This is a genomic window from Maribacter sp. ACAM166, assembly GCF_005771495.1.
In the GTDB taxonomy this organism is placed as follows: Bacteria; Bacteroidota; Bacteroidia; order Flavobacteriales; family Flavobacteriaceae; genus Maribacter.
On sequence record NZ_VAUW01000003.1, the window covers coordinates 12,416 to 36,432 of the forward strand.

Here is a 24,017-nt window from a genome sequence, read left to right on the forward strand (position 1 = left end):
TAAGTATAAAGCGTTTTATATTTACCTAGTTTTTAATAATTATATGGATATTGACTGTTTGCCCTTAGAAAAGACTGGTTATTTTTCGAAATTGATATGCGATTATGTAGCCGCAGAATCTAAAGTGAAACCATTGTACAATAGGTTTCCTGATTTAGCTGGTTTTAAAGGTCAAATTCAGGAAAAGGGAAAAAGTTTTACTAAAGGCCAGAGAACTATTTTAAATCAATCCATACTAAATCAGTACGAAAAAGTATGTGCTTCTAAAGACACACTTAATAATATAGCACTGCTTAAGGAAAGTAATACGTTTACTATTGTTACGGGGCATCAATTGAATCTTTTCACCGGACCATTATATTTTTTATATAAAATTATATCTACCATTAATTTAGCTAAACAGCTAAAGGATGAATTTCCAGATAGTAATTTTGTACCTATCTATTGGATGGCTACAGAAGATCATGACTTTGACGAAATCAATTATTTCAATTTTAAGGGATTAAAGTTTCAATGGAATAAAAAAGCTTCTGGGGCTGTAGGGCATTTAGCAACAGAAGGTTTAGAGGAGGTATTTAGTTTATTTGCTAGTTCGATTGGGGATAGTAGTAATGCCGAAGATTTAAAACTCCTGTTTCAGGAAGCGTATTTGAAACATGATACGCTTACGGATGCTACCCGTTTTTTAGCAAATGAAATTTTTAAGGACTATGGACTCGTAATTCTTGACGGTGATGATAAGGACTTGAAAAGGATGCTTATTCCTTATATGAAAAAGGATATTTTCGAACAAACAGCGTTCGAGAAAGTAACTGAGACAATTAAAGAAATACAGCAAATATCCACTGATTATCCGGTGCAAGTGAATCCTCGTGAAATCAATTATTTTTATTTGAAGGATGGTATTCGTGAACGAATTATTGAAAGCAAGGAAAATTTTGTAGTAAATGATACATCCATTTCATTTTCAAAAGAAGAATTGATTCATGAGATGGAAAGTTCACCAGAACGTTTTTCGCCTAATGTAATTGCTCGTCCATTATACCAAGAAGTCATATTACCTAATGTATGTTACATAGGTGGTGGTGGTGAAATTGCATATTGGTTAGAAATGAAGGCTGCATTTGAAGCAATGAATGTACCGTTTCCGATTTTATTGGTTAGAAATTCAGCATTGCTCATAACTGAAAAACAAGCTGAGAAATTAGAGCGAATGAAACTTTCTACATCAGATGTGTTCTTAAAGCAAAGTAGTTTAATCAATAAGAAAATCAGGGAAATATCAAATATAGACGTTGATTTTACACCACAAAAAAAAATATTAGAAGACCAGTTCAAAGCGATGTATGAGCTTGCCAAAAAGACAGATAAATCATTTATAGGCGCAGTGAAAGCACAAGAGGTAAAACAGAAAAAAGGACTTGATGCCTTAGAAAAACGTTTGTTAAAGGCTCAAAAAAGAAAGCTGAAGGATCATGTGGTTCGTTTGACCGAACTACAAAATGAACTATTCCCATTGCAATCTCTACAAGAACGTCAGCTTAATTTTTCTGAGTTTTATTTGGAATATGGTAAAGAATTACTCCCTATGTTATTTGAAGCTTTACAACCTCTTGAACTAAATTTTACAGTGATTACTCAAAATTAAATGATAGGCAAGAATGTTTATCTGAAAGGAATAACCCTACTTGGTTTTGTTTCTTGTCTTTCGATAACCCTAATTACTTTATTTAAGAATGCGTTAGAGCTGGAAGATGCAGAACAGGCCTATTATTCCCAATGGTTACGTTGGGGTTATGATGATCAACCGCCATTGTATACTTGGTTGCAGTATGGTTTTAATAAAGTATTCGGTGTCAATAAAATTTCATTCTCGGTATTTAGAGGATTACTGTTTGGGGGTACTTTATTATTCCTCTATAGGTTTGCTAAGCTCAGAATAAAAGATGGAGATAAGTCGAAGCTCACAGTTTTAGTTCTGGTATTAGTACCAGTATTTATTGATTTTACTTTTAGAAGACTTTCACATACCAGTTTATTGTGTTTTTGCATTGTTGGAACATATTATTGTATTCAACTGCTAATACATACTAAATCTATTTTGAACTATTTGTTGCTTGGCGTATTTGTAAGTATTGGCATACTATCAAAATACAATTATATGTTCTTTTTATTAACCTTTTTTTTGGTTTCAATTTGGGATAAAGAGCTGCAAAGCACTATTTGGAACTTTAAAATTCTTATAACAATATCTATTTCACTTTTGTGTGTTTTACCCCATGGCTATTGGCTTTTAGGCCCTTCGGGTTATCTGTTATTTTTAGAGGAAAGTATAAGAACAAAAATAGGAACCGACGAAGTATATAAAGGTTTTTCAATAATGCCTAATGTGTTATGTCTCAAGGGATTCTTGGCTTTAGTTTATTTGATACTCGTTGGATTGTTGGGAAACTATTTTCTTAAACATATAAAACTCAGTAAACCGGCAAATACCTGGTTTATTAAAATGTTCATAGTGCAATTGATTGTGTTGGGGTTATTTTTCACCTTTATTCAGATTCAGAAAGTAGAAACCAGATGGTTATTACCTTTGTTTATTCCCTTTACAGTGGTACTGTTAGAATCAGTTAAATTTAAAAATAGCAAGAAATTTGTAACCATAGGCTTTTGGGCGTTCTATGTGATGATTTTTACACAAACCATTAGAACTCCCGTTGAGAAATTTTTAGAGATTCCATCGTCAGTACACTATGGTTTTGAGCCAATTGGCAATAAATTACAGGAAAAATATAATGATTATCAATGGATACTCCCTAATGTCACCTTTGCAGGTAACATTCGACTATTACATTCTGAGAAAACAATCATTGCTGCCGATGATTATTCGTTATCAACAGGAAATTTAAAAACAAGAAAAGTAATAAGGGTTTCGCTGAATAAATTAAATGAGTCTACTAATAGAGTAGTAGATAGTATTATCGGTTTCGGAAAAGAAAAGCAAAACCTTTATTTTTATATTGAGTTAAGGGACTAAGAAAGTGCCATTCCAATCGGAGTTTTCTTTTTTAAATGCTACCCGAATATGATTGGGTCTCTTTAGTTTTAAATATTCTATTTTGCTCGGTACAATGTCAATCATAGCGAAATAGTTTTCGTCTTCAATGTATTCTACTTGTTCTGGATTGTTGATACTACTCCCAGGGCTTTGATTTGTGATGTAGTCTTTTCTGCTGCTCGGTTGGACTCCTGTCCAATATTGTTTTAATCTTTCTGTATCGGTAACAAGTTGAGCAATTCCCTCAATTTTTAATTGTAATAATTTTTTGGGGTGATATAAGAGAAGGCTTATTTGATTGTTCTCTTTAATATGATTGATTTTTTCAGTACGACTATCCGTATAGATGGTTAATCTTAAATCTTTGGAAACTTGCCGTAGCACAACTGTACGTAATCGAGCTACGGTTCCATTCCCTACAGTAGCCATGGTAATATATCTAAAAGGATGTCCTTTTTTGTTGACACCTTTGTGTATTTCTTCACTTAATTCTTCAAAAAAGAAATCTGTCATTCCAATAGTTTTTTTAAAGATAAAAATATTAACGATGAAAAGTAGGGTAATTGGTTAGTTGGTTGTTATATATGAAATAGCTATAAAAAAGAGAGTGATTTAGTTGAACATTTAGTTTTTTGGTTTGAAGTTGGTTTTTGATTTAGTAGAAAGCTCAGGGTGGTTCCTGAGCTTTTATTTTTTTAATCGTTATTGTAAGGTTGATGAAGAATTACCGACTAAGTACTTGAATACAATTTGTTATGAAAAAGATTTTCTTTTAATGTATTCAGTTGGTTGGTTAAATTGAAAGCTCGGGTGATTCCCGGGCTTTTGTTTTTATAAATTTTAATAATGTAATTTTTTTGATTTGTAAAAAGTGTTATAAATATTCATTTCCCAAATCAATACATACCATTGTGTAAAGTAGAATTGCTATTTCACCTTATATTCTAGGCGCATTGTTATCGATGCTGTTTTGTTTTTAGAAGAAGTATTATAGGCACCTCCCCAGCTATAATCTTCTCCAGAATTTTGCCCAGTGATTTGGAATACGCCCATGTTGGCAGAAACTAAATCACCTAAATCGCTACCAGCGTTTTCGGCTATTTTTTCAGCACGTATTCTAGCATCTTCTGTAGCTTTCGAAATCATTTCTATCTTCAGGTCAGCTAATTTTGTATAATAGTATCTCGGTGGAGAGGAATTAAATTGCACTCCTTTATTTAGTAGTTCTGTTATTTCTCGAGATACACCCTCGACCAAAGCAACATTTTCAGATTCAATTTTCACGGTCTGCATCAATTGAAATCCTCGAAAAATACTTCCTACGTAATTTCCATTTTCATATTGGTTATCGCGCATTTCTGTAGTTTGAACACTGTTGAAAATAATGCTACCTGTATCTATACCTTTAGATGTTAGGTACTTATTTACAATTTCTTTATCATTGTTTAATTGATCGAATGCAGTTTTCAGAATAGTACTGTTTGCTGAATATTGACCTTCCCAAACAATGAGGTCAGAGGTGAAATTTTCATTTCCTGAACCAGTAACGGAGATGATTTGTGGTGGGTTGGCTCGTTGTACATACGCATGCCCTAAAAAATAGGCTGCTATGATTATAGATGCTCCGAAAATAATTGCACTTACGTGTTTCATTGAAAAATCTTAAAATCCATTCTAAATATAACTAAAAGATACTTTTCAAGAACAGTCAATTTGTTATTTTTGCCTATGCAAAATAAAGTCCTAATACTAGATTTTGGTTCACAATACACTCAATTGATTGGTAGACGTGTACGTGAGCTGAATATTTTCTCTGAAATCAAACCTTATAATAAATTACCGAAAGACCTTTCTGAGTACAAAGCTGTGATTCTTTCAGGATCACCTTTGTCTGTTAGAGGAGGTGATGCGGCTCACCCGGATCTTTCTGAAATACGGGGTAAAAAGCCCTTATTAGGTGTTTGTTATGGAGCACAATATTTGGCACATTTTAATGGAGGTAGTGTAGAGAAATCTAATACAAGGGAATACGGTCGCGCAAATCTCAGTTTTATTGTAGAAAATGAACCTTTTTTAGAGAAGATTGGTGTTGGTAGTCAAGTATGGATGAGCCATGCGGATACAATTAAGAAACTTCCAGAAAATTCAACATTGCTTGCTAGTACCCATGATGTGGAGAATGCAGCATTTAAATTTGATGGAGAGCAGACCTATGCTATTCAATTTCATCCTGAGGTATATCACTCAACAGATGGAAAACAAATTCTGGAAAACTTTTTGGTGAATATTGCTAAAATGGAACAATCTTGGACACCAGATGCTTTTGTTGAAACCACTGTGGCAGATTTAAAAGAGAAGCTTAAAGATGATAAGGTAATCTTAGGATTATCGGGTGGTGTAGATTCCTCAGTTGCAGCCGTATTACTGCATAAAGCAATCGGTAAAAATCTTCACTGTATTTTTGTGAATAATGGACTCTTAAGAAAGAATGAGTTTACAGATGTTTTGAAGCAATATGAAGGTATGGGGCTCAATGTTAAGGGAGTCGATGCTTCGGCACGTTTCTTGGAAGGCTTAGCAGGGGAGAGTGACCCAGAAACCAAAAGAAAGACGATTGGTCGTGTATTTATTGAAGTTTTTGATGATGAATCTCATTTGGTCGAGGGAGCTAAATGGTTGGCGCAGGGTACTATTTATCCAGATGTTATCGAATCCGTTTCAGCCACAGGAGGACCATCGCAAACTATAAAAAGTCATCACAATGTTGGTGGTTTACCAGATTTCATGAAATTAAAAGTAGTGGAGCCTCTAAAAATGTTATTCAAAGACGAGGTAAGGAGGGTAGGCGCAAGTCTAGGAATAGATAAAGCTTTATTAGGAAGACATCCATTCCCAGGGCCAGGTTTGGCTATTCGTATTTTAGGAGATGTTACGCCAGAAAAAGTAGCGATTTTACAAGAGGTGGATGCTATTTTTATTAATGGATTAAAAAAATGGGGTCTGTACGATAAGGTTTGGCAGGCAGGTGCTATGCTTTTGCCTGTAAATAGTGTAGGTGTTATGGGTGATGAACGTACGTATGAAAAATGTGTAGCCTTAAGAGCAGTTGAAAGTACAGACGGTATGACTGCAGATTGGGTGAATTTACCCTATGAGTTTTTGCAAAAAACGTCTAATGATATCATTAATAAAGTCCCTGGCGTTAATCGTGTCGTATATGATATAAGTTCAAAACCTCCAGCAACTATAGAATGGGAATAAATATGAAATATATAATTAATCAAGTTTATATCATTAGTGCATTTTGCTTATTGGTCTCTTGTACCGCTTTAGGACAAAAGTTCCATACCCATGAAGTGAAAGCAGGGGAAACCTTAGAAGGTATTTCTAAATTTTATGGGGTTACACCTGCAAACATCCTTCAGTATAATAAGGAAATAAAACTAGGTCAGCAATTAAGAGCTAACACCATTCTGGTCGTGCCGGGTGTCAAGATTGTGACACAGCCTTTCACACCTGTTTCTAATCTTAGCAAAGATATTATGCAAGATTCTATTGTTGCCAGAGAGCCGGTTGGTTTTACATCGCATAGGGTCAGGAAAAGGGAAACTATTTTTGGGATTACCCAACAATATAAAATTACTGAGGAGGAACTTAAGAAATACAACAAGGAGCTATATGCTTCACCACTCAAGAAGAAGATGAATTTGCGTATACCTAAATATAAGGCGCCGCAAAAGCAAGAAAGTACATTGAATTCAGGTGATTATGAAAAGTATATTGTAGCTCCAAAAGAAACAAGATGGAGTATCGCACATAAATATGGAATTGCCATTGATAGTATGTTGGTTCTTAACCCAGAACTATCAAAAACCAATAATTATATATCTGAGGGATTTGAATTGTTAATGCCTAAAATTGCAGGTTCCACGGTTAGTAATCAGGTAACGCAATTATTTATTTCCTATACAGTTCCTGCTAAAATGAATTTTTACCGTTTAGAGCAGGAGTTTAATGTGAAATCTGATGAAATAGTTCGTCTCAATCCTGAAATTTTAGAACGTGGTGGTTTAAAAGAAGGAATGGTAATTCGTATTCCAGAAAAGAAAGTAGACCCAGGTGTAATCAACACAGATAATTATATCTTTTATGAAGTTAAGCCTAAACAAAATGAATTTAGGTTGACTAGAAAATTTGGTATGACTTGGGCGGAGCTGGTTCAGTTGAATCCAGATTTAAAAGACGGATTAAAAGCAGGAATGGTACTAAAATTACCTAAAAACAACGTAGGTGACTTTGAAGTGCGAAACTCGCTGGTATTGGACAAGGTCAACTTGTTGGATAGTATTAACGTTGGTGTTACTCCTAAAATTTTATTCTTATTGCCTTTCCGTTTGGATAAGTTGAATTTATCGGATAAGGAGCTTTCAATGAGTACTATTGCAAAACGGAATGACTCGAAATATAGTCTAGGTCTTTATTCTGGAGCCCTTGTAGCGTTGGATTCACTTAAAGCATTAGGCGTTTCAATTGATGTGAAAACATTTGATAATCAGTTAGATTTAATTCGTACCAAACAGATATTGCAAAGTGAAAATCTTGGAGGGTATAATGCGATATTTGGTCCTTTGGATATTCCATCGCTGAAGGAAACAGCGGTACAGGCATCTAAATATAATGTTCCCGTGGTGGCCCCGGTACCGGCGAAGAGTGCTATAAGTCTAAATAATGTATTTTTCTCTTATACAGAAGAGCCTGTTTTGCGTAAGCATATGTTAGACTATGTAGAAAAGCTACATACCGAAGAAATAATTCTGGTAATTGCTGACGAAAAAAGTAAGTTGGAACGTGAAGGAATTATAAAGCGTTTCCCAAATGCCCAAGTAGTAGTGGTTAAGGAAGAGGAGAAGAATATTGGGATAAATAGAGATAAATTGCAAACGCTGCTATCTGATCAAGTTCCCAATTGGGTATTTGTCGAGTCCAAAAATTTTAAATTGATTTCAAGTGTTGTATCTATTTTGAATTCGTTCAATAATATAGCCTTTGATCCTTTAGAGGGAGAAGACAAGGTGAAGGTGAGAATGTTTACAACAGATAAGAACCCTTCCTTTGATAATGATGTGATATCAAATACGCACTTATCTAATCTGAATTTTACATACCCTTCAGTGTATAAAGAAGTGGTAAATAATTCATTTGTTGAACAGTATAGAAAACGTTTTGGTGATGATCCGGATAGATACGCTGTTAGAGGTTTTGACCTAGTATATGATTTGTTATTGAAGTTAGCCTATAAAAACGATTTAATCGATGTTTCTAGATTTATTGGTGAAACCGAATATAGTGGAAATAAATTCGATTACGAAAGAAAGGGTGTTTCGGGGTATTATAATCAAGCATCTTATATAATGATGATTGATGATTTAAGAATTAAAGAATTACAATAAACATGACATCAAAGGTAACTTATAACGGAGAATTAAGAACAGAATGTGTTCATCTCAAATCCAATAGTATATTTGTAACAGATGCGCCTGTGGATAATAATGGTAGGGGTCAAGCATTTTCGCCTACGGATACTGTCGCAACAGGTTTGGCTAGTTGTATGATGACCATGATGGGAATAAAAGCTAATGGATTGGAAGTGGATTTAAAAGGTTCGACAGCATCAGTTACTAAACATATGTCTGCTTCACCTAGAAGAATTTCTAAAATTGAGGTAGAATTGCATTTACCAAAACATGTGTCTGACAAGGAAAGAAAGATTTTACAACATACCGCAGATACGTGCCCTGTGCATTATAGTTTACATCCAGATATAGAGAAAGTCATAACCTACCAGTGGGATATATAAAAGGTATATATTTCGTACTATTTTTTTTGGCAATGTTCAAAGTTTATTCCATTCAAAGTCAAAAAGGAGTACAGTGGAGACCTGATGTTCGTTTAAGTTGGGAAGATTTTATAGGAACTGACCCAGTAGGGTCAAGTGCGGCCGCAACTACGGCAAGCGGAATTAGTTATAATTTTGAGACTTTTTATGAAGGCGATGAACGTAAGGTTCATTTTAATGTTCACACATACTTTTATCCTGAACAATCTTGGTACAAGCCTAAGTTCTGTAATGAAATGACATTGTTACATGAGCAACTTCATTTTGATATTACGGAGCTATATGCCCGTAAATTACGTGAGCAATTGGCGAACACAAAATTTAGTGAGAACATTAAAGAAGAAGTGCGTAAGATATATAAAGTAATCATTCGTCAACTAAATGATTTTCAAAATAAATACGATTCGGAAACCGATTATTCTAGAAATTTAACCGTGCAAGAAAGGTGGTTAGATGAAATTGAATCTGCATTAATCGAATAGAAATTATTCGATTACTTAAGTTTTAATAAATAAAGCACTTCAAACTGAAGTGCTTTATTTATTAAAAATAAGACATTTACTGTCTAGTGTTAAATTTATACATCACAAATGGTGACGCCTTGTTTTAAAGCTGCCAGTTTGTCTTCCCAACTTGGTACAAATTCTTGTGCAACATGCCCTGTATATCCTGTTTCAATAATCGCCTTCATCACCGCAGGATAGAAAATTTCTTGAGTTTCATCGATTTCATGTCTTCCAGGATTTCCGCCTGTATGATAGTGACCATAATACTGGTGGTAGTCCTGAATGTTTCTAATAATATCACCTTCCATAATTTGCATGTGGTAGATGTCAAACAGTAGTTTGAAACTTTCAGAACCAATAGTTTCGCAAAGTGAAACTCCCCATTCTGAAGTATCACACATATAGTCTTTATGGTTTACCTTACTATTTAAGAGTTCCATTTGTATAACTACACCATGTTCTTCGGCCAAAGGCATAATTTTTTTAAGCCCTTTAGCGCAATTGCGTAATCCGACCAAATCGTCCATTCCATTTCTGTTTCCGCTAAAACAGATTAGGTTTGTATAGCCCGCTTCTGCAACTAAAGGAATTACTCTTTTGTAATCAGCAATCAATTCTTCATGTAAGGAAAGGTCGTTCCATCCTTTTTCTATACCTAATCCGGCACCCCAGCACATAGAGGCATGAATATTATATTTTTTTAATAAAGGGAACTCCTCGGGGCCAACTAAATCGATAGATCGAATATCCATCTCTACTAAATGTTTCAGAAAATCTTCAAAAGGTATGGTTCCATAGCACCAATAACAGACACTATGGTTTATATTGTACTTAAATTTATCTGTTTGTACTTCTTTTTTATTATTTGCCGTTGCTGCTGAAGTAGTTAAGAATCCAACAGAGGCCGCCGCTGAGGTTCCGATAAAATTTCTTCTTTTCATGTTGTTTGAATTGTTGATTCCTTAAAGATAATTTTTTTAGATTAAAAAATGGAAATACACCCCGATAAGCAAAAGTTAATAGAATTAGCCCATTACCGTATGCCTTTTGGTAAATACAAAGGGAAATATTTGATAGACTTACCAGAATCTTATTTGATATGGTTTCAGCAAAAAGGATTTCCCGACGGAAAATTGGGAGATTTATTGCAATCTATGGTAGAAATCAAAACAAATGGCCTAGAATCGATAATTCGAAAAATACAAAAACATTTTCCAAAGTAAAGCCGTTAAGTTCTAACCTCAATTTGTAACTTTGTATCCCGTAACATAGAATTTTACAAATGGCACAAACCAAATACATCTTCGTTACGGGAGGCGTTACTTCATCATTAGGAAAAGGCATCATTGCTGCATCCTTGGCGAAATTACTGCAGTCTCGCGGATATAAAACTACAATTCAAAAACTGGACCCCTATATTAACGTAGATCCAGGAACTCTAAATCCATACGAACATGGCGAATGTTATGTGACCGATGATGGCGCAGAAACAGATTTAGATTTAGGTCATTATGAGCGATTCTTGAATGTTCGCACATCTCAAGCAAATAATGTTACTACCGGAAGAATTTACCAGAGCGTAATTGATAAAGAACGTCGAGGCGAATTTTTAGGTAAGACAGTTCAAGTGGTTCCACATATCACAAATGAAATTAAAGAGCGTGTTCAATTATTGGGCAATAGTGGCGAATATGACATCATTATTACCGAAATAGGTGGAACCGTTGGGGATATTGAATCTCTTCCATATATTGAAGCCGTACGACAGTTATTATGGGAGTTGGGTGATAGCAATGCTATTGTTATACACTTGACCTTAGTGCCTTATCTTTCTGCAGCAGGTGAATTAAAGACAAAACCTACTCAGCATTCAGTTAAGACCTTGATGGAGAGCGGTATTAAGGCAGATATACTTGTGTGTAGAACCGAACATGAGATTTCTGACGAGATTAAAGATAAGCTGGCCCTTTTTTGTAACGTTAAGCGTGAGGCGGTTATACAGAGTATAGATGCCTCTACGATTTATGATGTGCCTATTTTAATGCAAGAAGAAGGTTTAGATACCGTGACCTTGCAAAAATTAGCATTGCCCAATACGGTAGAACCAGATTTAGATCGTTGGAACGAGTTTTTAGTGAGGCATAAGAACCCTAAGAATGAGGTTACTATTGGTTTAATAGGTAAATATGTCGAGTTACAAGATTCTTATAAATCTATTTTAGAATCATTTATACATGCAGGTGCTTCAAATGAGGTTAAAGTCATAGTCAAGTCGATACATTCAGAATACATTACACCTACTAATTATAAAAGTAAATTAAAAGGTTTAGACGGTATTTTGGTAGCGCCAGGTTTTGGTGAACGAGGAATTGAGGGTAAAGTGAAAGCTGTCGAGTTTGCGCGCGAAATGAAGATTCCTTTTTTAGGTATTTGTTTGGGAATGCAAATGGCGGTTATAGAATTCGCACGTAATGTTTTAGGTCTAACCAATGCGAACTCTACTGAGATGGATGAAAAGACTACCAACCCATTAATCAGTTTAATGGAGGAGCAAAAAACTATTACCGATAAGGGAGGTACGATGCGTTTGGGAGCTTGGGATTGTGAATTGAAAGAGGGGAGTTTGGCTCAGAGTATTTATAAAGGAGCCACGCAAATATCTGAACGTCATCGCCATAGGTATGAATTTAATAATGTCTATTTGGCGCAATTGGAAAATGCTGGTTTAGTTGCGACCGGGTTTAATAAAGAAACTAATTTGGTTGAAATCGTTGAATTAAAAGATCACCCTTGGTTCATAGGAGTACAATATCATCCAGAATATAAGAGTACCGTAGCGAATCCACATCCTTTATTTGTAGGCTTTGTTAAGGCAGCTTTGGAGTATAAAAAAGCACAAACTAATGCCACAATGGCATAAACTTTATATTTGGGCATATATTTGCTTTCTTGAAATTAAAATATTCCCAATTAACTTAGAAATACCACATGGAAGAAAAGAAATTTGATGTAAACTCCATCATAGGCTTTGTGCTGATTTTTGGAATACTCATCTTTATGTTTTACCAGAATCAGCCTACTCCAGAAGAGGTGGAGGCTGAAAAGGCAAAACAAGAGCAAATAGATGTTAAAAAAGTTGATGAGAATGCAGAAACCGAAACTGTAATAAATCAAGTTCCTCAGTTAGATTTACGAGATTCAACAGCGGTTGCCAATTATCAAGGTAAGTTAGGTGCATTTGGTTTTACAAAACCTTCTAATGCCACAACAATATTAGAGAATGAGGTGCTTCTATTGGAGATAAGTAACAAAGGTGGGCAAATTGTAGAAGCGAAAATGAAAAATTTCGTAACCTATGATTCAATTCCGGTGTATTTAGTAAAGGATGGAAATGCCTCTTTCGGATTAGATTTTTCAACTTCTGATAATCGAGTTTTAAACACCCAAGACCTTTATTTTGAGCCAACTCTAACCAATTCTAACGGTAATCAAGTGCTTTCATTGAAGGCGAAAACGGCTAACAATCAATATTTAGAATATCGTTATGAAATGAAACCAAATGATTATTTGGTCGATTTTACGATTAAGTCTAAAGGTTTGGATAATGTTATAAGTGACAATAAACCAGTTAAATTAGATTGGAAATTAAAAGCAATTCGTCACTCTAAAAGTATTCAATACGAAAATCGATATACACGATTGACGTACAATCATGAAGATGATAAGCTAAGCAAGCTTTCTGAGGGTAGTGATGATGAGGAAACGGAAGAGAATATAAAATGGATTTCTTACAGGCAACACTTTTTTAGTAGTATACTCGCTGCAGATGAACCATTTAAAAGTGGTCAATTGACTTCGGTAAATTTAGTAGAAGAGGAGAGTAGAACCTTCGGGTTTACAAAAGAATATGCTTCGGCATTACCATTAGAAGTTGAAGCTGGTGAAATATCTAAAGATTTACATTGGTATTTTGGACCTACTGATGTAGAGATCCTTACGCAATATGAAGATTTAGGATTAGTAGATTCCATTCCATTTGGTTGGGGAATTTTCGGTTGGATTAACCGTTATGTTTTTACACCGTTTTATTCTTTGATTAGCACGTATTTTCCTTATGGTATTGCTATTGTTATTATGACCATATTGGTTCGTTTAGCAATGTCACCTGTTACTTATAAGTCCTATTTGTCCCAAGCCAAAATGAAGGTATTAAAACCTGAAATTACAGAGATGGGCGAAAAGTTCAAGGATAATGCGATGAAAAAGCAGCAAGAAACCATGAAGTTGTATGGCAAGGCAGGCGTGAGTCCCATGAGCGGCTGTATACCGGCAGTTATTCAAATGCCTATATTTTATGCGCTGTTCATGTTTTTTCCAACCTCATTTGCGTTACGCCAAAAATCTTTTTTATGGGCAGATGACCTTTCGTCTTTTGATACCATTTATCAATTCCCAGAAGGCTTCTCAATTCCATTTTATGGTGACCACGTGAGTTTGTTCCCTATTTTAGCTTCGATTGCTATCTTTTTCTATATGATGATGACTACAGGACAAAATATGCCAACCCAGCCAGGAATGCCTAATATGAAGTTTATCATGTACTTGATGCCTTTTATGATGCTGTTTTTCTTTAACAACTATGCGAGTGGTTTGAGTTTGTACTACTTTGTTTCTAACATGATTACAATTGGTATTATGCTGATTATAAAGAACTTTATTCTGGATAATGATAAGATACATGCCCAAATACAGGAGAATAAAAAGAAGCCTAAAAAGGAGAATAAATTTCAGAAGAAGATGCGTGAAATGATGGAGCAGGCAGAATCGAATAAGAAAAAATAATACTATTTAGTTTTATAAAAAATAAAAAGCCCTTTCAATTTTGAAAGGGCTTTTGCCATTGATTAAGGATTGGTTTGGTAAGATTTGGGATAGTAAAGATGTGATTATTTTACAATTTTTGAAAAATTTAGTTGTAAAGTGAGACTAATTGTATGCTAACGGAGTGTATGTTGTTGTTTGGGTTAATATATGTTTTCATATACTTTTAAATCGAATGATACTTATCGAATAAAAGTTTGAAATTTAAATTAAGCTGATCTTGATTATATAATTTATTTTAATGTTATGGATACAAAAAAAAAGCCGCAAGTTTAAATTGTGGTTTTTTGACTTATTCTGTCCCGTCCATAAATAAGTTGACATAAAATCGACTTATTTATGAAAGGTCAAAGATTACTAGAAAGAAGTGCAGTCAACGTGATTATAATTTAGCTGTTGTTTCCCAAGTGGAAAAGGGGCGAGATGACTTACAAGCAAGCACAGATTGCCTATGGTATTCAGGGTAGAAGTACTGTTTGGGTTTGGCGCAGAAAACATGGTACTTTAGATTGGAGCAACCCAATACGCCATCAAATGCCAAGATTAAAATAAATACCCGACCAAAATATAAAGCGCTTGTAGCGAGATATTTACGATGAAAAATTAAGGAACAGGATTCTCAATACGATAATCGATATCTCGGACAAGCAGTACGGCACCGCTATTATAAAAAAGCATTTACCAAATCAATTCAGCGCATCCGACAAGAACATCGATTAAGTTTATCTCGTTGTTGTCGATTGTTTGGGATAAGTAGACAAGCTATCTATCAAGGCGAAAAATGTTTTTTAAAAAGAGAACAAGAATTTTTGAAAAGCAAGAACTTGGTCAATGGTATTCGTAAGGAGATGCCAAGACTCGGTACCCCTAAGTTATATTACTTGCTCAAGGATGAATTTATGAAGAATAATATAAAAATAGTAAGGGATTCCCTGTTTAGATATTTACATTCAGAATCCATTCTGATAAGGCCAGGGAAGAATTACGCCAAGACCACCAACTCTAACCATTGGCTTAGAAAGCACTCTAACCTAATGAAGGAAATCAAAGCTTCAAGACCTGAAGAATTCTTTGTTAGTGATAGTATATACATTAAAAGTAGGGAACGGATTCATTATCTATCACTAGTTACAGATGCCTATAGCAGAAAAATAATGGGCTATCGCCTTAGTGATGACATGAGTGCGGAGAACGTTGTAAAGGCAATAAAAATGGCAAACAACAATAGGTTGACCAATCAAAACCTAGTCAATCATTCCGATAGGGGATTGTAATATTGTTCGGCCGTATATCAAAAAGAGCTACAACAAAATAACGTTAGACCATCAATGACAGACGGAAATGAATGTTACCAAAATACATTGGCCGAATGAATCAATGGCATGTTAAAATGGGAATTCTTGATATATTAATGTAGTAACCGGAAAGAATTAAAACAACTCATTTTGGAATCAATCGACGCATATAATAACAAAAGACCACATTTGAATCTCAATTATAAAACAATTAATTTTATACACAACAAAAAACCTGAGAAGCTAGCTTCTCAGGTCTAATATCAATCCTTTAATAACTGTCAACCTATTTCAGGACGACTCATTCCAATTAATTTGATTAATTACTTGTATTTGGAATCATTACTGTGTTTATGGCATGTATAACGCCATTATTGGCTTGAACATCAACTGCAATGATGCCAATACCTGAATTACCGGAACCATCAGTAATCGTTACATTGCCATCGGCATCAATTGCAAAAGTCAACGTATCTCCCTCCAATGTATCTGGGGATTCTAATCCATCAGTTAAATCTCCTGAAACAATATTAGCGCCAGCAATTACATGATGATAAAGAACAGCTGTTAACGCTTCACCTTCAGGAACTGCTGCCAATGCAGCAAAGGCATCATTCGTAGGTGCAAATACCGTAAAAGGAGCGGGGTCTGTTCCAGTTGGAGTGCTAAGTACACTAACGAAATCAGGCTGGCCTTCAGCGGTTAATGCTCCAGCCAATGAGCTGAAATTTGGGTCCGCTGTTGCGAAAGTAACAACTGTTGGTAAGTCTATAACAGTATCAACAGCATGTATGATTCCATTGGTAGCAACGATATCAGCAGCAGCTACTGTACTTGCTCCGTTTAATTTAACTCCATCATCTATATTGACATAAATGCTCAAATTATCACCGTCTGCGTTCGTAGCTAGCGTATTAAAATAGGTGTTCGATAGACTTGCAGCATTAGCAGCAGCTCCAGAAATTACGTGATTTGCTAAAATAGTATTAATGTCATTGTCTGAAGGATTCATGAAACCGTCAAAAGCTGAATTTAAAGGAGCGAAAACGGTAAAATCTGTATCTGTATCAGATAAAAGCGTGGTAAAAGTCGTGTTATTATTTGCTGTTAGAGCACCAACCAATGAAGTTAGATTAGGATTTGCAACAGCGTGGTCTACGATATTTGGTAATCCAATTACGGCATCTACAATATGTACTACTCCGTTAATTGCTTTGTTGTCTGCTGCGGTAACGGTTGAAGTTCTATTGATTATAACACCATCTTCGATATTGATAAACATGCTCAAATTTGCACCATCAGGTCCAGCGGTGGAAAGTGAGGAAACATATCCTGTTGTTAGGTCAGTAGAAAGATTGGTGCCTGCCACTACATGATTTAATAATACCTGTGTAAGAACTGCAACAGGTACTTCATTAAGACTTGCAAAATCGTTTGCAATCAAAAACGCCTCAAAAGCGTCGTTTGTAGGTGCAAAAACAGTAAAAGGTCCGTCAATTGCTAAAACTGTAGGTAAGTCTCCATCAGCTGCAATTAATGCATCAACTAAAATACTTAAACTAGGTACTGAAATTGCTAAATCTGTAATAGAACTCAATAAAATATCACTTAAAGCGTCTAAAGCAGCTTGGGGAATTAAAACTTTATCAATCAAATGAACTACTCCGTTTTCAGTTACCACATCTGCTGTAGTTACCGTAGCTATTTCACCTGCAGCATCGGTGAATGTAACGCCGCTTGCCAAGCTAACTGTAAGCTTTTCACTTTGTAGTGTAGTTATGGTTTGACCTTCTGTCAATTCACTAGAACTTACTGCAGCACCAGAAACAACATGGTACGTTAAAATAGTGGCTAATAAATCTTGTAATTGCTCATTGTTGAAATCATCTAAGGAGTCAAATCCGTCTAGCCTAGCTAATAAATTTGTAAAGGCATCGTTTGTGGGGGCCAAAACAGTAAATGGACCTGCTCCACTTAGTGCAGTGATTAGGTCGTTGTTTGCACTTTCATCGGCTTTTGTTAAAGCGGAGACCAGACTGCTAAGTGAGCTAGTCGCTTGAGCTGCTTCAACGATATTATCATCCTCCATAATTATTACAGGATCTTGGTTGTCATCATCGCTACACGATGCAGCAAAAACTAGCATTAGTGCCAATGCTGTAGATTTTAAAATTTTACTAAAGGTTTTCATGTTTATATGTTTAAGAATATTTAAATAAAACTAAACAAAATAAGAAACACAAAGATTAACGATATGTTAAATAAAATTAGTTAATATACTGATAATATGAATAAATACGTCAATTTATATTGATTTGATAGGGGTTTGAAGTGTAGGGTAATAGAAATAATGTTTATGAATATTTATTAAAAGTTTAACAAATATGTAATCATAAAATAAAATTTTAGTTGACTTTTACATACGAACATGCTATTTTTAAATAGTATCAGAAGGTGATTTTCGAAGGGCTCCTAATATTCTAAACAATCTGTAGTATTAATCTAACACCAATAAAAAGTCTTGGGGCTGTAATTTTGTATTTTTGTTGCGACGAATATCGGATTATGAAAAAAGTAGTAATAGGACTTTCTGGTGGTGTAGATTCAAGTGTTGCCGCATACTTGCTAAAAGAACAAGGTTATGACGTTATTGGCCTGTTTATGAAAAACTGGCATGATGACTCGGTTACAATATCTGAAGAATGCCCTTGGTTAGAAGATAGTAATGACGCACTTATTGTTGCCGAGAAATTAGGTATACCCTTTCAAACAGTTGATTTAAGTGTTGAGTATAAGGAGCGTATCGTTGATTATATGTTCAGAGAATATAAAATGGGGCGTACCCCTAATCCCGATGTTCTTTGTAATCGGGAGATAAAATTTGATGTGTTCCTTAAAATAGCATTACAATTAGGGGCTGATTTTGTAGCGACTGGACATTATTGTAGAAAAGGGACGTTACATAATTTACATGGAACAGAAACATATCAATTATTAGCTGGTAAGGATGATAATAAAGATCAATCCTATTTCTTATGTCAATTATCACAACAACAGTTGGCTAAAACTTTATTCCCGATAGGAGAGTTGACCAAACCGCAAGTAAGAGAAATTGCTGCTGAAATGAACTTAATTACTGCGGATAAAAAAGATTCTCAAGGCTTATGTTTTATCGGAAAGGTTCGCCTTCCCGAATTTTTGCAACAACAATTGAAACCCAAAACAGGAAAAATTGTAGAGGTTCCTGCGGCTTTTGGTACATATAAAAGGGCTACTCCTACATTTTCCAATAAGGAAATTGAGCTTGAATTTTTTGCAGAAAAACCAGCTTACACTATTAATGACGGTAAGGTTGTGGGAGAACACCAAGGAGCACATTATTTCACAAAAGGTCAACGTAAAGGTTTACATGTAGGCGGTACGAAAGAGCCTTTATTTGTCATAGATACGGATGTTAAGGAGAATGTTATTTATACAGGTCAAGGTAAGTCGCACCCTGGGTTGTATAGACGAACCTTGTTCGTGAATGAACAAGAAATACATTGGGTACGCACTGATTTATCTTTAAAAAGCGATGAAACCTTAAAGGTTAAGGCACGTATACGATATAGGCAAGCATTACAGGATGCTATACTTTATAAGGTTGAAGGTAGAATTTATGTTGATTTTAGAGAAATGCAATCTGCAATTACCGAAGGGCAGTTCGTTGCATGGTATTTAGATGATGAACTTATCGGTTCTGGTGTAATTTCTTAATTTAGGGAAAACGTTTCTAAAACTTTCTTTTAGGCTTATTTTAAAAGTCACGTATTTAATATTTTCTCATGCAGAATAGAATCACAGAACTTTTCAATATTGAATTTCCAATAGTTCAAGGTGGTATGGTATGGACCAGTGGTTGGCGTTTGGCTAGCGCAGTTTCCAATAGCGGAGGTTTAGGTGTTATTGGTGCTGGTAGTATGTACCCTGATGTTTTACGTGAGCATATTCAAAAATGTAAAAAAGCTACTTCAAACCCTTTTGCGGTAAATATTCCTATGCTTTATCCTGACATTGATAAGCTTATGGATATTATTATTGATGAGGATGTGAAGATTGTCATAACCTCCGCAGGTAATCCAAAGACTTGGACCTCTTTTTTAAAAGATAAAGGGATAACGGTTGTACATGTGGTCAGCAGTTTGAAATTTGCTATAAAAGCACAAGATGCTGGTGTCGATGCCATAGTCGCAGAAGGCTTTGAAGCTGGTGGACATAATGGTCGAGATGAAACAACTACGTTCGTTTTAATTCCTGCCGTACGAGAAAAAATACAAATCCCTTTAATCGCTGCAGGAGGAATTGCTACTGGTAAAGCTATGCTAGCTGCTATGGTTCTTGGGGCCGATGGTGTGCAAGTAGGCAGCAGGTTCGTAGCAACTTTAGAAGCTTCGAATCATATTAATTTCAAGGAAAGGGTTGTTGCTTCACAAGAAGGAGATACCCTTTTGACGTTAAAAGAACTCGCCCCTGTGCGATTATTAAAAAACAAATTCTTTCAAGAGGTTCAAAGTGCGTATCTGAGATGTGCGTCTACCGAAGAATTAAAATTAATTTTAGGTCGTGGCAGAGCTAAAAAAGGAATGTTTTTAGGTGATATGGAAGATGGCGAGCTAGAAATAGGTCAAGTATCTGCATTGATTCATGACATACAACCAGCTGGCCAAATAATAAAAGAGATGATGAATGAATTTAATCTAAGAAAAGATGAACTATTCAGATTGTAGATTAAACTCCTTCTCCTTCAATTACTGCTTTTTTGTTTTTCAAACTTCCTAAATACTCCATTAAATCACGCAATTCTCTTCTAGAAATCATTCGTCCCATTGCAGGCATTGCAGACATTGAGTTTTCCCTTTTAGCAATTCTTCTTAAGGGGATTTCCAAAGGTTCAGCCTCAGATGTTCGTAATAATAAATCATTCTTGCGCTCTTCAATTAAAACGCCTTGTACTTTTTGACCATCTGTTAAGGTAATTGTTACAGAACCATACCCTGGTGCAAGTCTGGCACTAGGTTCTATAAGTGCTTCCAATAATTGCTTTCTGTTTAAGATATTGGCGATATTATCTAATGCTGGACCAACTTCTCCACCAGACCCATCTACCGCGTGACATCGAACACATTGCGCCGTAGGGTTATTATTGAATACAGTTCTACCAGCCCACCAGCTACCACCATAAAGAGTTTCTTGAAAAGAATCGGCCGAATAACCGGCTTTTTTAAGTTTATCTAATCGGGCAATCAATTTAGGGTTTTCGGTTGCCTTTACAGCTTCCATAAGATCCAATAATATTCCTTGTCCTAATTGGTCTTTACTTGCTTTATCAATTAGGCTTGCTAAAATGGCATTGCTGTTTTCGACAGGAAGGTCACCTAAAACATTTAACATTCGCTGTTGTTCAGAAACTGAACCTTTCTTAAAAATAGGTCCTACGATTGTAGGTAGTTTTTCTTTGGGAAGATTTAATTTGCCCAATAGACCGACAGCAGCAGTTCTAACTTGTTCATTAGAATCTTGCATACCAGTAATCATAGCAGTCTCCATTTTATCAAAGCTTACTTGTCCTAAAGTGTTTAGAAGCGATGCCCTTACTTCTGGAGATTTACTGGTTTTGAATATTCTGTATAAATCATCATTGTAGTTATTTATGCCTAAGGCACTTATAGTTTTAGAGATACCTATTAATAGTTCAGGATTCCGGTCTTCTAGAAAAATGGGAATATCCTTTTCAATTTTATTTTGTAATTGATTTCCCTCCCGTAAAACTTCACCTCTATACCTGCCATCTACACGGTCTAAAAGAGAAGGGTTGTTCCATGTTCCTAATGCTGCAAGTGCTTCGCCACGTAAATTATTGGCAACACTTTTCCTTTTTGAAAAATTTATAAGTAAATCCAATTCCTTTTCTCCGCCAACACGCAAGGCAGCATTAATAGCTCTTCTTAGTAAAGGCTCTGATGTATACCCTTTATTCTCAAGTGTTGCAGCCAAAGCAGGTAAAGCATTTTCAATCGACAGATCATCATTGATTGCTCTAGCTGTTTCTGTAACGATATATTCATCTTTATCAGACAAAAAGGCCGAGATGTTCGCTTCTTGTAATTTTCTTAATATAAGAACTGCAGCAAGGCGTAAGCTTCTATTTTCATTATCGGAAAGTGCTAGAATAGGTGCTGTTTTGCCAATTCTGGATAATGCCAAAACTGCAGCATGCCTTAAGTATAAGTCTTTGTCATCATTGGCAACAATCATATCTAATAATGGTTCAATTGCTTTTTCGTATTTCAATCTACCCAACGCTTGTGCTGCGAAAAATTTGACCCTATCATTTTCGTGTGTGATAAGGGAAATTAAACTATCGGCTGCTGCTTCATACCTTAAATCTCCTAAAACCTTGGCGCTCTGTGCGATGATTTCAGGATCACTATCATTTAATAATTTTAGTAAAGGTTCCGCATCGTCGTTATTATTAGCTGCGATCTGTCCTATACCCCAAATGGCATGAATACGTGCAAACTGATTTTCTTCTTCTGTAAGTACCTTTTTTAAAGCTCTATAACCCCAAAATGTTCTCTTTGCCAATTCGAACTGTGCTTTTTGGCGTATTCTCATATCACCGTAGCTTAGAAGTTTTACTAAATTATCGGTATCGTCTTCCTTATAGTTGTGGGTCATCAATCGTTGGGTTTCCAATCGCTCTTGCTCGAGGTCATTGGCGCTCTCTGTAACATCTAACTTCCAAACCCTACCATAATTCTTACTCCCCCATCCATTGACCCAGTCAGCGAGGTATAAAGCTCCATCAGGACCGAAATCGATTCCTGTTGGTAAAACTCCTGATAAAATAGATTCATCCGTATTCAATTCAAAAGAAGCTCCTTTAGGTTTTAAATCAAAAGCCCATATATGTGAACGAGTAGGGTCGCCGACGAATTCCACCAAAAAGAATTTATCCATCCATTTTTTTCCTAAAGCAGTACCAGGGTTGTATTGCATACCTGTCGGTCCATTATGAAAATTCTGAATAGGAGGCATAATATAGGCCGCCTGACCTTCCCAACGCGGAAGAAATAATTTCTCATCCATCCAAACATTATAGCCGTTGTTCTTAGGGTCTGTATATTTCCCATACTGCCAATTAGAACGCCAACCTGCATCGGATCCTTCAACAATATGAACTAATCTTTCACTTTCACCTTTATGGTCACCGTCATTATCAGAGGAAATAATATTTCCGTAGGCATCAAAAACGAACTCATGTGTATTACGAAGTCCGTGGGCAAATACTTCAAAATTAGAACCATCAGGATTACTTCTTACAATAATCCCTTCATTTGGATATTTATGATTTTCACCGTCAACAGTCGTAATATTTGCTCCAATATCGCCAATACCCCAGTAAATTTTTCCATCAGGGCCTTCAATAGCGCCAGACATACCATGGCCACTAAAACCAATATGCACTGCAAACCCTGTAGCAATACTTGTTTTTTTATCTAAAATTTTATCACCGTTAGTATCCCTCAATCGATACATACCCGGACCAATACCTACAAATACATCTTCATCTCGAACCAAAAGGGCACCTGCTTGATCGTTGATTTCGTCATTGAAATCATTTAGTATTTGTGTAGAGATATCGGCTATTCCATCATTATCCGTATCCTCTAACATCCAAATTTCATCTTGTTCAACGGTAAGGTCATGCCAATCATGAATACTGTCATTGTTTAAATCTGGAAACCACTCATTTTCCTTGCTTAGTTCGGGTGCAAATGTTTTGTGTAAAAACGCCCTTCGTTCTTCAACTGATTCCAAGGCAATCGATTCGGTCATCCAATCTCTATGGCCTCGAATATCAAATTCTGAATTTTTATTTCTGTTTGAACGTGTAATGTAAACGTTACCTTCATCATCTATGTCCATTGCGATTGGGTCAGGCGCCAAGGAGTCTGAAGCCCAGAGGCTTAATTTTAAGCCATCTGCAACTTTTGCAGAAACACTTTCTCTAGCCAGTTTCGCCATTTCAAGTAGCGCAGTGCTATCTTGTTCGATGGTTAAAGGAATTTCAATTGGTGTTTTTTGTTCGCAGGAAAAAGTCAAAAGACATAGGGGAAGAATACCTAGAAGTAACTTTTGAAATGATGTCATGTTAAGATTTGAAAGGATTAGGCTTTAAATGTAACCATTATTGTAATTAATCAGTAATCAAAATCACTTGTAGTTTTATTATTAACATCATATTTAAAATACTGTATTTTTTTGATTTTGATAGGATTTAGTTCGTCTAGTGGAAACAGTATTTTAAAACTTCCATTATATTTGAAAGCACATCAAATATA

Annotated in this window: 16 protein-coding genes and 1 pseudogene; 12 read left to right on the forward strand and 5 right to left on the reverse strand. The window is 35.5% G+C overall.

Annotated elements, in window-relative coordinates:
• Nucleotides 1–43 precede the first annotated feature (43 nt).
• The gene (gene bshC / locus ES765_RS02780) at nt 44–1,648 is read left to right on the forward strand and encodes a bacillithiol biosynthesis cysteine-adding enzyme BshC (protein WP_138111075.1); all 1,605 of its coding nucleotides are present in this window, start codon (nt 44–46) and stop codon (nt 1,646–1,648) included.
• A complete protein-coding gene (locus ES765_RS02785) occupies nt 1,649–3,034 on the forward strand; it encodes an ArnT family glycosyltransferase (RefSeq protein WP_138111076.1) in 1,386 nt (461 codons plus the stop codon).
• Here the strand turns inward: ES765_RS02785 and ES765_RS02790 are convergent.
• Together ES765_RS02790 and ES765_RS02795 are read right to left on the reverse strand one after the other, a co-directional pair.
• Nucleotides 3,023–3,568: a pyridoxamine 5'-phosphate oxidase family protein gene (locus ES765_RS02790; protein ID WP_138111077.1), complete on the reverse strand. Its 546-nt coding sequence runs from the start codon at nt 3,566–3,568 to the stop codon at nt 3,023–3,025. The two genes, ES765_RS02785 and ES765_RS02790, sit on opposite strands and share 12 nt — an antisense overlap.
• 414 nt (nt 3,569–3,982) lie before the next feature.
• Entirely contained in the window at nt 3,983–4,708 is a 726-nt protein-coding gene (locus tag ES765_RS02795) for an SIMPL domain-containing protein (RefSeq protein ID WP_138111078.1), read from the reverse strand.
• Between the two features lie 75 nt (nt 4,709–4,783).
• Between ES765_RS02795 and guaA the strand changes: the two genes are divergently transcribed.
• From guaA to ES765_RS02815, 4 genes are read left to right on the forward strand one after another with little or no spacing between them, the layout of a single operon-like run.
• Nucleotides 4,784–6,316, forward strand: a complete 1,533-nt coding sequence (guaA, locus tag ES765_RS02800) for a glutamine-hydrolyzing GMP synthase (protein ID WP_138111079.1) — start codon at nt 4,784–4,786, stop codon at nt 6,314–6,316.
• Between the two features lie 2 nt (nt 6,317–6,318).
• The gene (locus ES765_RS02805) at nt 6,319–8,505 is read left to right on the forward strand and encodes a LysM peptidoglycan-binding domain-containing protein (RefSeq protein ID WP_249356211.1); all 2,187 of its coding nucleotides are present in this window, start codon (nt 6,319–6,321) and stop codon (nt 8,503–8,505) included.
• A gap of 2 nt (nt 8,506–8,507) precedes the next feature.
• A complete protein-coding gene (locus ES765_RS02810; RefSeq protein ID WP_138111081.1) occupies nt 8,508–8,912 on the forward strand; it encodes an OsmC family protein in 405 nt (134 codons plus the stop codon).
• Between the two features lie 32 nt (nt 8,913–8,944).
• The gene (locus ES765_RS02815) at nt 8,945–9,433 is read left to right on the forward strand and encodes a DUF922 domain-containing protein (protein WP_249356213.1); all 489 of its coding nucleotides are present in this window, start codon (nt 8,945–8,947) and stop codon (nt 9,431–9,433) included.
• Nucleotides 9,434–9,528: 95 nt separating this feature from the next.
• Here ES765_RS02815 and ES765_RS02820 read toward each other — a convergent pair whose 3' ends face one another.
• Nucleotides 9,529–10,398 carry a hydroxypyruvate isomerase family protein gene (locus ES765_RS02820; RefSeq protein WP_138111082.1) on the reverse strand — a complete coding sequence of 290 codons (870 nt, stop codon included), beginning with the start codon at nt 10,396–10,398 and terminating at the stop codon, nt 9,529–9,531.
• A 48-nt stretch (nt 10,399–10,446) separates the two neighbouring features.
• Here ES765_RS02820 and ES765_RS02825 point away from each other — a divergent pair, with 48 nt between their 5' ends.
• The 4 genes and pseudogenes from ES765_RS02825 (at nt 10,447) to ES765_RS02840 (ending at nt 15,894) form a co-directional block, all read left to right on the forward strand.
• On the forward strand, nt 10,447–10,680 hold the full coding sequence (locus ES765_RS02825; RefSeq protein ID WP_138111083.1) for a DUF3820 family protein: 234 nt from the start codon (nt 10,447–10,449) through the stop codon (nt 10,678–10,680).
• Nucleotides 10,681–10,739: 59 nt separating this feature from the next.
• Complete coding sequence (locus ES765_RS02830; protein WP_138111084.1) at nt 10,740–12,377, forward strand: CTP synthase; 1,638 nt, start codon at nt 10,740–10,742, stop codon at nt 12,375–12,377.
• 68 nt (nt 12,378–12,445) lie between these two features.
• Entirely contained in the window at nt 12,446–14,299 is a 1,854-nt protein-coding gene (gene yidC / locus ES765_RS02835; RefSeq protein WP_138111085.1) for a membrane protein insertase YidC, read from the forward strand.
• A gap of 374 nt (nt 14,300–14,673) precedes the next feature.
• Nucleotides 14,674–15,894 (forward strand): annotated as a pseudogene (locus ES765_RS02840) (IS3 family transposase).
• 58 nt (nt 15,895–15,952) lie between these two features.
• Here ES765_RS02840 and ES765_RS02845 read toward each other — a convergent pair.
• Nucleotides 15,953–17,824 (reverse strand): fasciclin domain-containing protein, encoded by a 1,872-nt coding sequence (locus tag ES765_RS02845; RefSeq protein ID WP_249356214.1) that lies wholly within the window; start codon nt 17,822–17,824, stop codon nt 15,953–15,955.
• Nucleotides 17,825–18,198: 374 nt separating this feature from the next.
• Here ES765_RS02845 and mnmA point away from each other — a divergent pair, with 374 nt between their 5' ends.
• The gene (mnmA, locus tag ES765_RS02850) at nt 18,199–19,389 is read left to right on the forward strand and encodes a tRNA 2-thiouridine(34) synthase MnmA (RefSeq protein WP_138111086.1); all 1,191 of its coding nucleotides are present in this window, start codon (nt 18,199–18,201) and stop codon (nt 19,387–19,389) included.
• Between the two features lie 68 nt (nt 19,390–19,457).
• Nucleotides 19,458–20,399, forward strand: coding sequence for an NAD(P)H-dependent flavin oxidoreductase (locus ES765_RS02855; RefSeq protein WP_138111087.1), 942 nt, complete (start codon nt 19,458–19,460; stop codon nt 20,397–20,399).
• A 1-nt stretch (nt 20,400) separates the two neighbouring features.
• On the opposite strand, the gene ES765_RS02860 is transcribed toward ES765_RS02855, so the two are convergent.
• Nucleotides 20,401–23,826, reverse strand: a complete 3,426-nt coding sequence (locus ES765_RS02860; protein ID WP_138111088.1) for a HEAT repeat domain-containing protein — start codon at nt 23,824–23,826, stop codon at nt 20,401–20,403.
• Between the last annotated feature and the right edge of the window lie 191 nt (nt 23,827–24,017).

Excerpts from the sequence above, each read along its gene's own strand:
- bshC (WP_138111075.1), top strand. The coding sequence starts at position 44 with ATGGATATTGACTGTTTGCCCTTAGAAAAGACTGGTTATTTTTCGAAA.
- ES765_RS02830 (WP_138111084.1), top strand. The coding sequence starts at position 10,740 with ATGGCACAAACCAAATACATCTTCGTTACGGGAGGCGTTACTTCATCA.
- ES765_RS02810 (WP_138111081.1), top strand. The coding sequence starts at position 8,508 with ATGACATCAAAGGTAACTTATAACGGAGAATTAAGAACAGAATGTGTT.
- ES765_RS02815 (WP_249356213.1), top strand. The coding sequence starts at position 8,945 with ATGTTCAAAGTTTATTCCATTCAAAGTCAAAAAGGAGTACAGTGGAGA.
- guaA (WP_138111079.1), top strand. The coding sequence starts at position 4,784 with ATGCAAAATAAAGTCCTAATACTAGATTTTGGTTCACAATACACTCAA.
- ES765_RS02795 (WP_138111078.1), bottom strand. The coding sequence starts at position 4,708 with ATGAAACACGTAAGTGCAATTATTTTCGGAGCATCTATAATCATAGCA.
- mnmA (WP_138111086.1), top strand. The coding sequence starts at position 18,199 with ATGAAAAAAGTAGTAATAGGACTTTCTGGTGGTGTAGATTCAAGTGTT.
- ES765_RS02785 (WP_138111076.1), top strand. The coding sequence starts at position 1,649 with ATGATAGGCAAGAATGTTTATCTGAAAGGAATAACCCTACTTGGTTTT.
- ES765_RS02855 (WP_138111087.1), top strand. The coding sequence starts at position 19,458 with ATGCAGAATAGAATCACAGAACTTTTCAATATTGAATTTCCAATAGTT.
- ES765_RS02790 (WP_138111077.1), bottom strand. The coding sequence starts at position 3,568 with ATGACAGATTTCTTTTTTGAAGAATTAAGTGAAGAAATACACAAAGGT.
- ES765_RS02805 (WP_249356211.1), top strand. The coding sequence starts at position 6,319 with ATGAAATATATAATTAATCAAGTTTATATCATTAGTGCATTTTGCTTA.
- yidC (WP_138111085.1), top strand. The coding sequence starts at position 12,446 with ATGGAAGAAAAGAAATTTGATGTAAACTCCATCATAGGCTTTGTGCTG.
- ES765_RS02820 (WP_138111082.1), bottom strand. The coding sequence starts at position 10,398 with ATGAAAAGAAGAAATTTTATCGGAACCTCAGCGGCGGCCTCTGTTGGA.
- ES765_RS02845 (WP_249356214.1), bottom strand. The coding sequence starts at position 17,824 with ATGAAAACCTTTAGTAAAATTTTAAAATCTACAGCATTGGCACTAATG.
- ES765_RS02860 (WP_138111088.1), bottom strand. The coding sequence starts at position 23,826 with ATGACATCATTTCAAAAGTTACTTCTAGGTATTCTTCCCCTATGTCTT.
- ES765_RS02825 (WP_138111083.1), top strand. The coding sequence starts at position 10,447 with ATGGAAATACACCCCGATAAGCAAAAGTTAATAGAATTAGCCCATTAC.